We start from the raw sequence: 16,285 nt of genomic DNA, 5'->3' as shown, positions 1-16,285 counted from the left end.
GTGACCCGATGACCTTGGTCCGTAAGCCGGAATGGCTTCAGAAAAAAATCACGCCGTCCGCCCACGCCCACGTGGAGCAACTCCTTGGCGAGCTGAACCTGAACACGGTCTGCCAGCAGGCGCGCTGCCCGAACATCAGCGAATGCTTCGGCAAGCACCAGGCGACCTTTCTCATCCTCGGGCGCATCTGCACCCGCCTCTGCTCGTTCTGCTCGGTTTCCAAGGAAACGCCGGGACCGACGGACCCGGTCGAGCCGATGAACGTGGCCCGTGCGGTGGCGCGGCTGAAGCTATCCCACGTCGTCATCACCAGCCCGACCCGCGACGACCTCCCCGATGGCGGTGCCGTTCTTCACGCCGCGACGGTCGCGGCCATCAGAGCCGAATCGCCGCAGACCAAGATCGAGCTGCTGATCCCTGACTTTGGTGGCAAGAGCGAGCCGCTGGCGACGGTGGTGGCGAGCCGCCCCGATATCCTGGGACACAACGTCGAAACCGTTCCCAGGCTCTACCACATCCGCTCCGGTGCCGATTACCGGCGCTCCTTGCATCTCCTCGACGAGGCGCGGCGTCTCGACCCGGGCTTGAAGACCAAGTCCGGCGTGATGCTCGGCCTGGGCGAGGAAGAGGGGGAGCTGTTCCAGGTCATGCGGGATCTGCGTGAGGTTGGCTGCGCGTACTTCAGCCTCGGGCAGTATCTTGCGCCCAGCCGCCAGCACCATCCGGTGCAGCGTTTCGTCGAGCCGGAACTCTTCGACCGCTACCGCGAACACGCGCTCTCGCTTGGCTTTCTCCACGTCGAGAGCGGGCCGTACGTGCGCAGCTCCTACCATGCCGAGGATTACGGGAGGGGAAATGCCCCTGCGCAGAGCGAGGCACCCGATGCCTAGTCCTTTCTGGAAGCGGCTCGCGGTTATCGTGGCCCTGGCCGGGACGTTTCTGCCGGCAGGTGAGGCACTGGCTTCCCGCAAATCCCCCGTCGACGGCGGAAAGATCACTTCGGGGGTGGGATGGCGGGTAGACCCGTTCGGCAGCGGCAGGATGATCTGGCACAACGGCTACGACATCTCCGTTCCGGTGGGGACCCCGGTGCACCCGGTGGAGCGGGGGACGGTGTATTTTGCCGGGACCTACAAAGGCTACGGCGAGATGGTTGTCATCGACCACGGCAACGGATACGTCACCATCTACGGTCACAACTCCGCCATCAAGGTAAAGGCCGGCGACGTGGTCGACAGCACGACCGTCATTGCCCTCTCCGGCAACACCGGCCGGTCCACCGGACCGCACGTTCATTACGAACTGAGGTACATCGGCGGGACGCCGAAGGAACAGCGGGCTCGGGTCGAGAATAACCTGAAACAGACAGTGCAGGATAAGGTGGGTGGCTGGGTGGAGGATTATGTCAGCGGCAAAGGCGGGAACAGCGAGATCACCATCCTCCCCGACGGGGAAGGACAGTGATTTCAAGGAACAATGAACAAGGAACAGTGAACAATAAAAGGCAGTAGGTCCCTTGTGTCCTTTGTGTCCCTTGTGTCCTTTGTGTCCTTTGTGTCCTGGAAAAGAGAAAACCCCCAAAAGACGTTGCGGCCTTTGGGGGTTCTTTTTTGTCACCCTTTGCTGGACTGGTGGTGCCTATTCGGCGAGGAGCCTCTTGATGGACTCTTCCATCGCCCGGGCGGTCTGGTCGGAGTAACCTTGGAAACGCTCCGCGATCACGCCTTTTTTGTTGATCACGAAGATGGTCGGTATGGAACGCAGCCCGTAATCGGTCTGCATGTCCTCTCCGGCAATCGCCACCGGGTAGTTCACCCTTTTCTCGGCGAGAAAGTTCTTCACCAGCCGCTCACCGCCGTCGTCCACGCTGACGCCCAAAACCTGCAACCCCTGCTTCCCGTACTTCATGTTGAGCGCGTTGAGGTGCGGGATCGCTTCGCGACAGGGGACGCACCACGTGGCGAAGAAATCCATCACCAGGACGTAGCCCCGGTAATTCGCCAACGACAGCGGCTGCCCCGACGTGGTGACGAGCTTGATAGCCGGCGCGGGCTCGCCTTTTTGCAAAATGGCCGCCGCAGGTTGCGTGAACAGCAACAGCCCTGCCGCGGCCAGCAACAACACCTTCTTGCCTGCCAGTCCTGCGCGTTTAAAACTGAAACCTTGCTTGCCTTTCATATGCCTTCTTTAGATGCGGCCTTTTAAAGGGCCTTGTTGATCAGAGTTTCCAGCTGGGCTTTCGGGATTGCGCCGACCACCTGGTCCAGCACCTTGCCGTCTTTGAACAAAATGACGGTCGGGATGCCGCGTACCCCGTATTTGCTCGGCGTTGCCGGGTTGTCATCGACGTTCACTTTGCCGACTTTCACCTTGCCTGCGTACTCGGAGGCGACGGTGTCGATGAGGGGGGCAATCGCCTTGCAGGGGGCGCACCAGGTAGCCCAAAAATCTACCAGCACCGGAAGATCCGACTGAAGTACTTCTTTCTCAAAGTTGTCGTCGGTGAATGCGAGAACGTTTTCACTGGCCATGTAACCCTCTCCTTGGATGAAAAATTGAATAGGTTCATCATATGCTAGCGGTCGAAAAAAGCAAGGAGTAATTGAGCCCCGCCAATGGCGGCGTTACCAGTGCATTGGCTGTTGACAATGTCGTAAGTATCGGGCGATAGTGACACGCTTTTTAAAGCAAATTGCACAACTTCTGCGGCACCTGGATGGATTCTGCAACAGTTGTGACCGTTAGTTGTAGAAGCGGCATTCCGGTTGGGATCACCTGCCAAATCGCGGCAGGAATGCCGCTCCTTCTGAGAGCTTCGCAGCCGTTGTTGCCAATCATGCAAAGGGGGGACGATGCGGTTTTACCCGATATCGCTCGACGTCAAAGGAAAGCGTGTGGTCATCGTCGGCGGCGGCTCGGTTGCGGCACGCAAGGCGGACCGGCTGGTGCAGGCCGGCGCCCGGATCACCGTGGTCGCGCCGAAAGTCGCTAAATCTTTGGCGGACCTCGCCGATAAGGGGATAATCTGCCACGTTTGCCGTCCTTTTGGCCCGGGAGATCTCGCCGGGGCGCGTCTTGCCTTTGCCGCCACCGACGACCGGGAGGTCAACCGTGCGGTAGCCGAAGAAGCCCGCCGGACGGGGATCTTCGTCGATGTGACCGATGCGCCTGCCGAGAGCGATTTCGCCACCCCGGCCGTTCTCCAGCAGGGAGAACTCCAGATCACGGTTTCCACCGCTGGCGCGAGTCCTGCATTGTCACGGAGGATCGTCGAACAGTTACAGGCAGAGTTCGGCCCTGAATATGCCGAAACTGTTGATCTTTTCAGAGCTGTCCGTGAAAAAACATTGACTGTAACGGGCGGGGCCGCATACAATAAGCGGGTTTTTGCCGATCTAGCATCCCGCGATTTGCCTGCCTTGATCAAAAACGGCCGGAAGGACGAAATAGAACAGATACTTCTGAAGCTGTTCGGTACCGGGTTTTCACTCGATCCGGAACGGGCCGAAAAAAAGGATCCTTCATGAATGCCCTCCTTTTCTCCAGTACCCTTGTCGTTTATGTCGCAGCTACCGTCGTTTATCTCAGTTACCTGGTCAAGCCGCGTGATGTACTCGGACGGGTCGGCCAGGGGCTGGTTGCGGTCGGGTTTCTCGTCCACCTCGGGTTCACCCTGAACCGCTACCTCGTCGCCGGGCACACCCCAATCACCAATCTGCACGAGTCCCTCTCCTTCTTCAGCCTCGCCATCGTCGGGACCTTCATCATCTTCGAGCGCCGCTACCGTGCCGCCATCCTGGGTTCCTTCATCATCCCGCTGGCGCTGCTCATCCTGGTCCTGTCGATCGGCTTCTCCAATGGGATCATGCCGCTCAACCCGGCGCTCAAGAGCAAGTGGCTTTTCGTGCACACCGTGATGGCTTTCCTCGGTTACGCCGCCTTCGCCGTTTCGTTCGCGGTCAGCATCATGTACCTGATCCAGTCGCACTTCCTGAAAAAGCGCCGGCTCGGTTCGCTGTTCCAGAAGCTTCCGCCTTTGGACATCCTGGACGAGATCAGCTACCGCTGCCTCACCTTCGGGTTTCCGCTTTTGACCTTCGCCATCATTTCCGGGGCGATCTGGGCCGAGACCGCGTGGGGAACCTACTGGAGCTGGGATCCCAAGGAGACCTGGTCGCTCATCACCTGGTTCATCTACGCCGCCCTTCTGCACGGCAGGCTCACCACCGGCTGGCGGGGCCGGAAGGCCGCCTGGCTTTCCATCCTGGGCTTCGTCATCGTTCTTTTCACCTTCCTCGGCGTGAACCTTCTCATGTCGGGACTGCATAGCTACAGGTAGGGGGCGCCGGGGCGGCGTCGCCCGGAGCTACTCTGCAGAAGAGGCAGGTTGTATATGAACATTATTGTGGTTGGGCTGTCCCATAAAACAGCCGGGGTCGAAATTCGGGAAAAGGTCGCTTTTGCCCCCACCCAGATGGCAAAGCCGCTCAATGCCGTGGTGTCGCTCCCCGACATCACCGAGGCGGTCATCGTCTCTACCTGTAACCGGGTCGAGATCTATGCCACCACCCGTGACATCGCCGGCGGGATGGCGCGCCTGAAGCGTTTCCTGGCCGACTACCACAACTTCCCGCTTGAGACGCTGGAAAAGCATCTCTACAGCTACTACGGGGTCGACGCCACCCGGCACGTCTTCCGGGTCGCCTCCAGTCTCGACTCGATGGTGGTCGGCGAGCCGCAGATCCTCGGGCAGATCAAGACCTCCTACGGCTATGCCGCCGAGTACAAGAGCTCGGGCCTGATCCTGAACCGCTTCCTGCACAAGGCCTTCTCGGTCGCCAAAAGGGTGCGCACCGAGACCAAGATCGCCTCGTCGGCGGTTTCGGTCGCCTTCGCCGCCGTGGAACTGGCCAAGAAGATCTTCGGAGAGCTCTCCGACAAGACCGTCCTTCTGATCGGCGCCGGCGAGATGTGCGAACTCGCCGCCAAGCACTTCATCAACGTCGGGGTGCGCGGGGTGATGGTCACCAACCGTACCTACGAGCGCGCCGAGAAGCTCGCCGAGGAATTCGCCGCCAAGCCGATCCACTTCGAGGACCTCTTCGACCAGCTGCACAAGGCGGACATCATCCTCTCCTCCACCGGGGCGCCCCATTTCATCATCGGCGGCAAGGACGTCGAAGAAGTCATCCGGCGCCGCCGGCAGAAGGCGATGTTCTTCATCGACATCGCGGTGCCGCGCGACATCGACCCGAAGGTGAACGACGTGGAGAACGCCTACCTCTACACCGTCGACGATTTGAACGGCGTCGTGGCGAGCAACCTGGAGCAGCGCAAGATCGAGGCGGCCAAGGCCGAGGCGATCGTCGAGCAGGAGATCGGCCAGTTCTTCAAATGGCTCTCCTCTCTGGAGGTCACCCCGACCATCGTGGCACTGCGCAGCAAGTTCGACGAGATCCGCAAGGCCGAGCTCGCCAAGACCATCTCCGGTTGGAAGGACCTCCCGCCGGACGGCCAGAAGAAGCTCGAGGCGCTCACCAACGCGATGATGAACAAGCTGCTGCACCCGCCGACCAGCGTGCTGAAAAACCCGGAGCAGGGAAACCGGACCGACCTGTACATCGACGCCCTGAGAAACCTCTTCGACCTGGAGACCGCCGCGCCGGAGCAGGACGGGATGATGGAGCTGGAAGAATAGTCAAAAACCGGGGCTAGGGACTAGGGGCTAGGGGCTAGTAAAGGCAAAGAGCCGTTACCAGCCCCTAGCCCCCGGCCCCTAGCCCCCGCATTTCTAAAGGAGATCACAGATGGCATTGAAGCAATTGAGGATCGGGACCCGCGCGAGCCAGCTCGCGCTCTGGCAGGCAAATTGGGTGAAGTCCGAGCTCGAAAAAAGGTACCCGGATCTTGAGGTCACCCTGACCAAGATCAAGACCATCGGCGACAAGATCCTCGATGTGCCGCTCGCTCAGGTGGGGGGCAAAGGGCTTTTCGTGAAGGAGATCGAGGAAGCCATGCTGCGCGGCGACATCGACATCGCCGTCCACAGCATGAAGGACGTCCCGACCGAATTCCCCGAAGGGCTCGGGCTTTACTGCATCACCGACCGTGAAGACCCGCGCGATGCCGTCATCTCCAACGGGGTGAAGTTCCTGGACCTCCCGCAGGGGGCCAAGATCGGCACCTCGGCGCTTAGGCGCCAGGCGCAGCTCCTCAAGGTCCGTCCGGACCTCGAGATGGTCATCATCCGCGGCAACGTGGAGACCAGGATGAACAAGCTGCAGACCGAAGGTCTCGACGCCGTCATCCTCGCCGCCGCGGGGCTCAACCGTCTCGGCTTCGCCGACCGGATCACCGAGCTTTTGCCGACCGACCTGTCGCTGCCGGCGATCGGGCAGGGGGCGCTCGGCATCGAGTGCAACCTTTCCAACGAGGAAGTGAAGCAGACCATCGCCTTCTTCAACAGCCCGGACACCAGCCGTGCGGTCCGCGCCGAGCGCGCCCTTTTGTGGCGCTGCGAGGGCGGCTGCCAGGTTCCCATCGCGGCCTACGGGCAGGTGAGCGGCGACCAGCTCACCCTGACCGGCTTCATCGCCTCCGTCGACGGCAAGACCTCCGTCAAGGGGACCTTGACCGGCCCGGCCGACGACTGCGAGAAGATCGGGGTGGCCCTGGCCGAGAAGCTCCTTTCCGAAGGAGGGCACGCCATCCTGGCCGAGGTGTACCAGCGTGAAGTGAGCCGGGAGAAGGAAATCCCGGTCTAATTGCACCGTTCTCGAGCACCAAGGGAAAAGGCTAACGGCTGGCCGGGGACGACGTCGACCCCGGGCGGCCTTAGCCTTTTCCCGTTTCGTCGTTAAAAGCCCCGAACCGCCTTCCCCCCCGTCCGCCAGGGGAGGGGGATGCAGGATGTCACGGGCGCAGCATGCTGCGCCTACGGTAAGTATGACCTTGGTCCCCGACCCCCGATCCCAGACCCCCAACCCCGAGGTTTTAATATGGCTCACGGAAAAAAAGGTTTCGTCTATCTGATCGGTGCGGGCCCCGGCGACCCCGGCCTGATGACGATCAAGGGACGCGACTGCCTGGAAAAGGCTGACGTGGTCCTCTACGACTACCTCGCCAACGACCAGCTGCTTCGGATGGCCCCGCCGGGCGCCGAGCTTATCTATTCCGGCAAGATCGGCGGGGAGCACAACCGGGAGCAGCACCAGATCAACCAGCTCATGGTGGCAAAGGCGCTCGAGGGGAACGTCGTGGCGCGGCTCAAGGGGGGGGACCCCTTCGTCTTCGGGCGCGGCGGCGAGGAGTGCGAGGCGCTGGTAGCGGCCGGCGTCCCCTTCGAAGTGGTCCCGGGCATCACCGCGGGGATCGGTGCTACCAGCTATGCCGGCATCCCGCTCACCCACCGCGGCGTCACCACCTCGGTTGCCTTCGTCACCGGGCACGAGAGCCCGGGCAAGCTGAGCTCCGAGATCGACTGGGAAGGTCTTTCCCTGGGAAGCGGCACCATCGTCTTTTACATGGGGATCCGCAACCTCCCCCAGATCGCGGAAAACCTGATGGCGCACGGCCGGTCCCCCCAGACCCCGGTCGCCCTGATCCGGTGGGGCACGCGCCCCGAGCAGCAGGTTTTGACCGGGACGCTCTCCGATATCGCCGAGAAGGCGCAGGCCGTCGGGTTCAAGGCCCCGGCGGTGACCGTCGTCGGCGAAGTGGTGCAGCTGCGCGACACCCTGCGCTGGTTCGACAACCGCCCCCTGTTCGGGCGCTCGGTCCTGGTGACCCGCGGCGCGGACCAGGCCGGGGAGTTCGCGGTGCGCCTGGAGCGCCTCGGGGCGCGGGTGCTCTCCTGCCCCACCATCGAGATCGTTCCCCCCACCGACTACCGTGAGCTCGACGAGGCGATTACCGCCCTGGACAGCTTTCACTGGGTCGTGTTCACCTCGTACAACGCGGTGAAGTACTTCTTCGACCGGCTCCACGCCCTCGGCCGGGACACCCGCGCCCTGGGGGGCTGCCAGGTCTGTGCGGTCGGCCCCAAGACCGCGGCGGCACTGGCGCCCTACGGCATCAAGGCCGACCTCGTCCCCGCCGATTACAAGGCGGAAGGGGTGGTGACCGCGTTTGGCGAGCTGGACCTCTCCGGAAAGTGGGTCCTCTTCCCGCGTGGGGACCGGGCCCGCGAGGTGATTCCCGAGGAACTGACCCGCATGGGGGCTCAGGTCCTCACCCCGGTCGCCTATTGCAACGTCACCCCGCCGGAGCTCCCGCAGGAGGCGCTCGCCGCGCTGGAGGCGCACCGGGTCGACTGCGTCACCTTCACCTCGTCCTCCACCGTGCAGAATCTGGCCGCCATCCTCGGGGAAAACCGGTTCCTGCGGCTTTTGGAGGGGGTCACCGTCGGGTCGATCGGGCCGATCACCTCGAAGACCTGCCGGGAACTTGGCCTGGAGGTGCACGTCGAGCCGGCGCAATATACCCTTGACGCGCTCACCGAGGAACTGGTCAAATACATGAACCGTTGAAACCCGTTTCTGCGTTCGACGTTTGACGTTCGACGTAGAAACCTTCTGGCCTAGCTTTCATGTAATACCTCCGACTTTGTTGGAGGCTTGGGTAAAGATTTCCAACGCCGAACGTCGAACGTCGAACGTCGAACGCCGAACGCCGAACGTCGAACGCCGAACGTCGAACGCAAAAAAGGAGCCGCCAATGTTCTATCCCGTGTACCGAGCCAGACGCATCAGAGGGAAAGAGGTGTTCAGAAACATGGTCCGCGAGACCTCTCTTTCCGCCAACGACCTGATCTACCCGATGTTCTCCGCCTTCGGCAAGGGGATCAAGAAGGAGATCTCCTCGATGCCGGGCATCTACCAGCAGTCCATCGAGCACATCGTCGAGGAGGCCCAGGAGGCTTACGAACTCGGCGTCCCGGCGGTGATCCTCTTCGGCATCCCGGAAGTCAAGGACGCCATGGGGAGCGATGCCTACTCGGAAACCGGCATCATCCAGGAAACCATCCGCGCCATCAAGAAGACGGTGCCCAAACTCGCCGTCATCACCGATGTCTGCATGTGCGAGTACACCGACCACGGGCACTGCGGCATCATCAAAAACGGCGACGTGGACAACGACGAGACCCTGGAGCTTTTGGCCAAGGAGGCGCTCTCCCACGCCCGCGCCGGCGCCGACATGGTCGCCCCCTCCGACATGATGGACGGCCGGGTCGCCGCGATCCGCGAGGCGCTCGACAACAACGGCCACAAGGACATCCCGATCATGAGCTACGCCGTGAAGTACGCTTCCGGCTACTACGGCCCGTTCCGGGAAGCCGCCGAGTCCACCCCGCAGTTCGGCGACCGCCGCTCCTACCAGATGGATCCGGGCAACCGCCTGGAGGCGATCCGCGAGGCCCACATGGACGTTGAGGAAGGGGCCGACATCCTCATGGTGAAACCGGGCCTGCCGTACCTCGACATCGTGCGCGACGTACGCAACGAGTTCAACCTCCCGACCGCCGTCTACAACGTCTCCGGCGAGTACTCCATGGTGAAGGCCGCCGCCAAGGCGGGGTGGATCGACGAGGACCGCGTCATCATGGAGACCATGCTCTCCTTCAAGCGCGCCGGCGCCGACCTCATCCTCACCTACCACTCCAAGGAAGTCGCCAAGCTCTTGAAGAAGGGGTACGAGCTGGCGCAGCAGGAGCGCTGCGGCTGCGGCTGCCGGTAATCCCGTTCCAGGAGTTGGAAATGCAAAAAGGCCCGTTCTTTCGAGCGGGCCTTTTTGCGTCCTGAGCGGAGGGGGCAATCCCCCTGCTCCTCCTTGATGAAGCTGACCCCTTTCCCCCGACGCTGTCGATGAAGGTTGTGAACCTGAAGCAGGCCACTCTTTCGAGGAGAACATCGAATCCGATTCCCGGGGATCCCCCGGAAGGAACAAAAAAAGCCCGGGGAAAACGGGCTTTTCTGTCGGGTCCGGCCGGCCTTAGCTTCTGATCATCACCAACAGCATCTTGAACTGCTTGAGCGCCCGGACCTTGTGCGGCTTGTGGCTCGGCATGATGATCATCTCGCCCGCCTTCACGGTGTTGGGTACGCCGTCGATGGTGATCTGCGCCTCGCCGTCCAGAACCTGCACCATGGCATCGTAGGGGACGGTATGCTCGCTGAGCCCTTCCCCTTCGGCGAAGGCAAACGCGGTGACGGTTCCGACCGGCTCGTCGATGATGGTCCGGCTCACCACCGCGCCTTCCTGGTAAGCGGCCTGGTCGATCAGTTTCAACACTTCTGCTTTGGCGACACCTTTCTTTGCCATGGCGTAGTCTCCTTTTCGTTTGGTCTTCGTCTCATCCTCTTTGATCCTACTCTACTCCCACCGGCACCTATCCAAATTGATTAAAATCAAGTTATGCTAGAATTAACCTTATGCCCAAGCCGTTCCGTTACATAGAGCCGGTACTGTATGCCGGGCTCTTCGACGATCCCCTCCTCCTAGTCTACGTCCGCCCTCTGGGACGGTCGATCCTTTTCGACTGCGGCCAGCTGCACCATCTCGCCAAGCGGGAACTCAAATCGCTGGACGCCATTTTCATAAGTCACGCCCACATGGACCACTTCATGGGAATGGACACCTTCATCCGGCACAGCCACGTCTCGCCCCGGACCACCGAAATTTTCGGCCCGCCGGGGCTGGCCGACCGGTTGCAGGCGAAGCTCACCTCCTACGACTGGAACCTCGCCGACACCTTCTGGGGCAACCTGCGGGTGGGCGAGGTGCACGGCGATACGGTCAGCGCCACCCTGTTCAGCGGCCCGGAAGGGTTTGCCCGCCGCCCGGACGGGGAGTCGCTAGGTCCCATCATCTACCGTAACGACTATCTCAACGTACGCGCCGTCCTTTGCGACCACAAGATCGGGGTCCTTTGCTACCGGCTCACCGAAACCGAGGCGTTTGGCCTCGACGAGGAGTTGCTGGAACGGGAGCACCTGGTGAAGGGACCCTGGATCTCGGAACTGGAGCGTCTCTACCACGCCAACACCATGAGCGGGATCGCCGTCCGGTACCTGCGCCGATCCGGCGAGTCGATCCGGGAGGAGACCGGGCGGGCCGATGAGCTCTACGCCCGGGTCCGGCGGGAGACCCGCCCGGCATCGATCGGCTATGTGACCGACATCGCCTTTTCGGACGAGAACCTGGCCAAGGTCGAGGCGCTTCTGGAGGGGGTCACCCTGCTCGTCTGCGAGTGCGCCTTCCTGGCAGCCGACCAGGACAAGGCCCGCAAGACGGGCCACTTCTGCACCAGCGATCTCAATTTGCTGCTCCAACGTCTGCGCCCCACCTACGCCCTCCCCATGCACCATTCCAAGGGGTACCTCGGCACGAGCCAGAACCTCTTCGATGAACTCCGCCCCCCCGCCGGGGTCACCATCCTCCGGGTCCCGGACCGCATCACCCCCCGCCCCATCATGGCCTGCGAGGTTCCCAGGCCGATTCCCCTCCCTCGTAACCTTTTGGTTAACTGACCTGTCCGTAAGGTTGCACCTGTCCTCATTTCCAAATCAAGAAAAAATGATGTGATTACCGACGGTTATCGCTGCCGGCCGCTTGCCTGTCGTATTTTTGGCGCACCCCTTTGACGTTTCCATAGAACGGGGAGTGGTGGCAAGAACCACGCTGATTCGCGGAGTTACCCGCAAGTAAAGACAATGGCATGTTTCCTGATACACTTCGGACTCAACAAATAGGACAAACCGGCTCGTTCACACTCATAGCAACGTGATAGGCTAGTGCTCTATTGTTTGAAAAAATTAATAATGACTTGAGCCTTGATACATCTTTTGAAGTTTTTAACCCTAAGGCAATACAAACACTGTCTCAAATGGAAATTGTGGGCAAGAAAATACCAATTTGTCAAAAATAATTATTTTGTAAACGCATGGTTTCACATGAACAAATGACTGAAACCAGGCTGTAATAAAATTCAAAGTCACTTGCATTACTTTAAATTGTAGATGCTGAGCGATAGACTATTCTTAAATCCAGAAACAGCTTTTTCTTCTGAGTGAACTTGTCGAAAAAAAACCGCATCCGCTATGAGTGTTGCACCCTTCACAATGACGTGAGCGACACCGAGCGGACCCGGGGGGAATACATGTCCAGATCCAGCTTCGTGGCACGCATGGCAGCCGGAGCGCTCCTCGCCGTTTTGGCGGGCTGCGCCACCCAAAACGATCAGGCCCCGCCTTTATCGGACACCGGGCAGCACAGCAAGACCTGGGTCGTCGATCACCGCGCCGCCTACGTCGCCAATCCGGATTTGTGCCGGAGCTGCCACGGTGCCGATCTGCGCGGGGGGATCTCCAAGGTCGACTGCTTCAACCAGGGGAACCTGCCGGGGTGCCACGCAAACGGGCATGGGCCGCGTGTTCCGAACCACCCGATTCCCTTCAAGGACCCCGCACTGCACGGACCGGTAGCCAAGGCGGACCTGACCAACTGTCAGACCTGCCACGCCACCGCCGGCGGAGCCGGGAGCAACCCGCGCTTCAACCTCGCCATCGGCAGCCTGCCGGCCGGCTGCGAGCAGTCCGGGTGCCACAACCTCGCCAATCCTGCGTTTCCGGCCCGCTCCTCGGCCCATCCCCGGCCCTGGCGCACCCATAACGGCGCCGGAAACCTCCAGAATGCCTGCACGCTCTGTCATGGTGGGAGCAGCCTCGGTGGCACGGCGGCCGGAGGGGTAGGTCCGGCGTGCAACGGTTGCCATACCCTCCTTGCGGCCGGGAACGTCCCGACCCGGAACCACTGCGACAGCTGCCACGCCTTCCCGCCGGCCAGCGGCTCCCACTCCGCGCACCTCGCGGTCGGCAGCTTCACCTGCGACGCCTGCCACTCCGGCGGCGGGACCGGGACCCTGGCGCATTACAACCACACGGACACCACGCCGATTCTGGCTGTCTATACAAGCTACAACGCGAAGTCGGGCGCCGGCCAGATCCTTGCCAACGGCACCTGCTCGAACATCCGTTGCCACGGCGGGATCACGACCCCCGCCTGGGGGGTGGGGCAGATCAACGTCGCCACCGACTGCACCACCTGCCACGTCGATGACACTGCCGCCGCAACCCAGACGCAGTACAACAGCTTCCATTCCGGAAGGCATGACCTGCACGTGAACCAGTTGGGGCTCGCGTGCACGGTCTGCCACGACATGACGGTAACCGCGGGGGGGAATTCCCATTTCAGCAACCTGAAAACCTCCGCATTCGAACTTCCGGCTGCCGCGACCATCAAGCCGTTCATCCAGTACGGGCAAGCCGGACCTAACAGCTGTTCTCCGGGGACCGGAGTACCACCCGGCACCTCGCTAGGCTGCCACCCAGTACGCACCTGGCAATAGCCGGATGCTTTGAATACGGGCGGCGCTCCCGGGACAGCATGAAAGGCCGGGAGGCGACCAAACATGAATCGGAGCCTGAAAAAGATTTTCGTCGGGCTGGCAGTGCTGATAACGGCGTCCCTGCAAGCAACCCTGTCCCACGGGGTCCTGGCGCCCAACGTATCCAGCCTCGGAACCATAAGCGACCGGATCAGCACCCCGGTACGGGTGGCAACGGACCTGCTCGGAAACATCTACCTGAGCGACCCGCGGGCCGGAGGGATTCTGAAATTCAGCACCCAGGGGAAATTCCTGGCGCAGTTCAACACCGCGGCGACGCCGCAGGGTCTTGCGGTCACCGTGACCGGCGACCTGGTCGTCGGCCAGGGCACCTTCGTCGCGGTCCTATCCTCGACCGGGACCGAGAAGTTCCGGCTGGGCAAGGGGGTAGGGCAGTTCCGGATGGCAAACGGCATCGCCGTCGACCAGACCGGGAGGATCTTCGTGGCGGACAGCCTGGACAACTGCATCCAGGTCTTCGGCGCCGACGGGTCCCCGCTCACGATCGCGGCGGCTGCGGCCGGCAAACCGGCCAACAGTTTCGGCACCTTCGGCAGCGCCAGCGGCCAGTTCTCGCAACCGACCGGCGTCGCCTTCGAGATGGTCTCCGGGAACCTCGCGGTAACCGACACCCTGAACGGCCGGGTCGAGTTCTTCACCCCGGACGGCGTTTTCGTCAAGACGGTCGGGGCGGCGGGAAGCGGCAACGGCAAATTCACCGCCCCGGAAGGAATCAGTTTCTCCTACGGCGCAAGCGGCGTCCTCATGTACGTGGTGGACGCCTTTCAAAGCAACATCCAGGTCCTCGACCCGAGCTCCGGGGCCTTTGTCCGGGTCATCGGGGGGTACGGCACCGGCAGCGGCCGGCTCACCGTTCCGACCGACGCGGTCTTTGACAGTTTCGATCCGCACAACACCCGGCTCGTGGTCGCGAACGACACGGGAAACCTGACCCTGTACGGGGTCGAGCTTCCGGCGGCCCCGGCCAACACGGGAGGGCCGACCCTCTCGATCGACCCGCTGCCGGTGGCAACCAACCTGACGGCCCTTAATCTGACCGGGCAGGTCGCCGCGGGAGCGACGGTGAAGGTAACCGTGAACAGCGGCGCGGCTCTCGCGCCGGTGGCTTCCCCCAGCGCGACCAGCTGGAGCGACGCAGTGAGCAACCTGGCGGCCGGGAACAACATCTTCACCGTCACCGCCACCGATTCCGCCGGACGGTCGACCACGGTGACCGCCACCGTACTCGTGCTGCCACCGAGCGGGGGAGCGCCGGTGACCCCGATCACGGTGGATGCGCTGCCGTCCCTGGTGTCGACACCGCTTCTCGCCCTGCACGGCACGGTACCGCCGGGATCGACGGTCCTGGTGAACGGCAACGCGGCGCTGGTGAACGGCGGGAGCTGGACCTACCAGGCGGCCCTCACCGAGGGGGCCAACAGCCTGCTGGTCACCGCCAGCAACCCGGCCTATTCCCTGGCCACCACCGGCGTGAGCGTGGTGCTCGACTCGATCGCGCCGGATCTCATGGTTTCCATGCTCCCCACCGGGAGCACCACCAGCGTGCAGCGTTTCCCGATTTCGGGAACGGTTACCGACACCTCGACCACCAGCGTGCAGGTGGTGGTGAACGGGGGGACACCGGTGACCGTGCCGGTCATTGCGGGGAGTTTCTCAACCGCGGCCGTCCTCACCCTCGGGGCAAACACGGTCGGAGTCACCGCAGTCGACGCCGCCGGTAACGCAAGCCCGACCGCGGTCGCCAACGTCAACCTGGCGCCTTCGGCCCCGGTGGTCACCTTCGCCACGGCGGATGGAACCACGGTGGCCACGAACAGCATCGATGTCGCCGGCGCGGCAAGCCCCGGAAGCGCGGTCACCGTCAACGGCGTGGCCGCGACGGTCACCGGCGGACGCTGGAGCGCCAACGTCCCGCTCACCCCGGGCCTGAACAACCTGGTCGCCACGGCGACCCTGGGCGACGTCAATTCCTCAACGAAAGTGGGGATCAACTACAACCCGTCGGCGCCTCCGCTGGCGGTGGCCCTTCCCGGCCAGAACGCGGTGGTACTGGGGGGGCAAAGCCAGCAGATCGGCATCAACGGCGCCGTCGCCGCCGGGACCACGGTGAGTGCGACGATCAACGGGGCTCCGGTCCCGATCTACCAGAAACCGGACGGCTCCTTCGGACTCGCCTTTACCGTCCCCACCGGCCAGTTCGGGACCTACACCGTAACGGTCACCGCCGTTGATGCGGCGGGAAACGAGACGACGAGCGTGAGGGAACTCACCGTCGCCGACCCGACCCCGCCGGCGGTAACGGTGGAATCGACCTCGCCCCTCAAGGTGAGCGTCGGCGGCGGGGCGATCCTGAGCGTACGCGACAAAAACGGCCCGGTGGGCAACGTCCTCGTCTACGGGGACACCGCCTCGGTCGACCTGACCGGGGTCAGCTACGATCCGGCGACCCTCGATATCACCGCGGTCACTCCGGGGGGATCGAGTTCGAGAAACGGGATCCTGGTTCCGGTCCAGGTGCCGGGACAGACCTGGAGCCCGGGGGTGCCGACGGTGGCCGACGCGCTGGAATCGCTGAAGATCACCGCCGGGCTGCGACCCGCGGGGATCAACGAGAAGCTGCACGGCGACTTGGCTCCTTTGGTGAACGGAGTTCCGATGCCCGACGGCAAGATCGACATCAAGGACACGGTGGCGACCATGATGCGGGTGCTGGGACTTTGGTAGGCCACGAGCAAGGAGCGTCCCTCCCTCTTTGCGGGAGGACAGGTGGGGGATGGGGGCCCCTGAATAAGCCGGCCAACCCCATCCTCACCCCGACCC

Annotated in this window: 14 protein-coding genes; 11 read left to right on the top strand and 3 right to left on the bottom strand. The window is 62.6% G+C overall.

The annotated features are described in order from the left end of the window. Positions 1-8: 8 nt before the first annotated feature. Complete coding sequence (gene lipA, locus JFN93_RS11785) at positions 9-890, top strand: lipoyl synthase (protein ID WP_199384287.1); 882 nt, start codon at positions 9-11, stop codon at positions 888-890. Beyond that, a complete protein-coding gene (locus tag JFN93_RS11780) occupies positions 883-1,464 on the top strand; it encodes a M23 family metallopeptidase (protein ID WP_199384286.1) in 582 nt (193 codons plus the stop codon). Before lipA ends, JFN93_RS11780 begins: the two co-directional genes overlap by 8 nt. Positions 1,465-1,638: 174 nt before the next feature. Here JFN93_RS11780 and JFN93_RS11775 read toward each other — a convergent pair whose 3' ends face one another. Together JFN93_RS11775 and trxA are read right to left on the bottom strand one after the other, a co-directional pair. Then, positions 1,639-2,178: a TlpA family protein disulfide reductase gene (locus JFN93_RS11775; protein ID WP_199384285.1), complete on the bottom strand. Its 540-nt coding sequence runs from the start codon at positions 2,176-2,178 to the stop codon at positions 1,639-1,641. Positions 2,179-2,201: 23 nt separating this feature from the next. After that, a complete protein-coding gene (gene trxA, locus JFN93_RS11770; RefSeq protein ID WP_199384284.1) occupies positions 2,202-2,531 on the bottom strand; it encodes a thioredoxin in 330 nt (109 codons plus the stop codon). A 321-nt stretch (positions 2,532-2,852) separates the two neighbouring features. Here trxA and JFN93_RS11765 point away from each other — a divergent pair, with 321 nt between their 5' ends. The 6 genes from JFN93_RS11765 (at position 2,853) to hemB (ending at position 9,735) form a co-directional block, all read left to right on the top strand. Beyond that, the gene (locus tag JFN93_RS11765) at positions 2,853-3,527 is read left to right on the top strand and encodes a precorrin-2 dehydrogenase/sirohydrochlorin ferrochelatase family protein (protein ID WP_199384283.1); all 675 of its coding nucleotides are present in this window, start codon (positions 2,853-2,855) and stop codon (positions 3,525-3,527) included. Then, positions 3,524-4,339, top strand: coding sequence for a c-type cytochrome biogenesis protein CcsB (ccsB, locus tag JFN93_RS11760; protein ID WP_199384282.1), 816 nt, complete (start codon positions 3,524-3,526; stop codon positions 4,337-4,339). The genes JFN93_RS11765 and ccsB overlap by 4 nt, the downstream gene beginning before the upstream one ends. Positions 4,340-4,393: 54 nt before the next feature. Further along, positions 4,394-5,698, top strand: coding sequence for a glutamyl-tRNA reductase (gene hemA, locus JFN93_RS11755; RefSeq protein WP_199384281.1), 1,305 nt, complete (start codon positions 4,394-4,396; stop codon positions 5,696-5,698). Between the two features lie 109 nt (positions 5,699-5,807). After that, complete coding sequence (gene hemC / locus JFN93_RS11750) at positions 5,808-6,764, top strand: hydroxymethylbilane synthase (RefSeq protein WP_199384280.1); 957 nt, start codon at positions 5,808-5,810, stop codon at positions 6,762-6,764. Positions 6,765-6,998: 234 nt separating this feature from the next. Then, positions 6,999-8,528, top strand: a complete 1,530-nt coding sequence (gene cobA / locus JFN93_RS11745; protein WP_199384279.1) for a uroporphyrinogen-III C-methyltransferase — start codon at positions 6,999-7,001, stop codon at positions 8,526-8,528. 187 nt (positions 8,529-8,715) lie between these two features. Further along, positions 8,716-9,735, top strand: a complete 1,020-nt coding sequence (hemB, locus tag JFN93_RS11740; RefSeq protein WP_199384278.1) for a porphobilinogen synthase — start codon at positions 8,716-8,718, stop codon at positions 9,733-9,735. 255 nt (positions 9,736-9,990) lie between these two features. On the opposite strand, the gene JFN93_RS11735 is transcribed toward hemB, so the two are convergent. Next, complete coding sequence (locus tag JFN93_RS11735; protein ID WP_199384277.1) at positions 9,991-10,320, bottom strand: cupin domain-containing protein; 330 nt, start codon at positions 10,318-10,320, stop codon at positions 9,991-9,993. Positions 10,321-10,430: 110 nt separating this feature from the next. Between JFN93_RS11735 and JFN93_RS11730 the strand changes: the two genes are divergently transcribed. The 3 genes from JFN93_RS11730 to JFN93_RS11720 all read left to right on the top strand — a co-directional run bounded on the left by JFN93_RS11730 (position 10,431) and on the right by JFN93_RS11720 (position 16,189). After that, on the top strand, positions 10,431-11,528 hold the full coding sequence (locus tag JFN93_RS11730) for a ribonuclease Z (RefSeq protein ID WP_199384276.1): 1,098 nt from the start codon (positions 10,431-10,433) through the stop codon (positions 11,526-11,528). A gap of 629 nt (positions 11,529-12,157) precedes the next feature. Then, on the top strand, positions 12,158-13,405 hold the full coding sequence (locus JFN93_RS11725; protein ID WP_199384275.1) for a CxxxxCH/CxxCH domain c-type cytochrome: 1,248 nt from the start codon (positions 12,158-12,160) through the stop codon (positions 13,403-13,405). Positions 13,406-13,468: 63 nt separating this feature from the next. Next, a complete protein-coding gene (locus tag JFN93_RS11720; protein WP_199384274.1) occupies positions 13,469-16,189 on the top strand; it encodes a hypothetical protein in 2,721 nt (906 codons plus the stop codon). The last annotated feature ends 96 nt before the right edge of the window (positions 16,190-16,285 follow it).

It is taken from the genome of Geomesophilobacter sediminis (genome assembly GCF_016458275.1).
Classification (GTDB): Bacteria; Desulfobacterota; Desulfuromonadia; order Geobacterales; family Geobacteraceae; genus Geomesophilobacter; species Geomesophilobacter sediminis.
The sequence above is the reverse complement of the archived record's forward strand: the minus strand, read 5'-3'. Positions and strand labels throughout refer to the sequence as shown.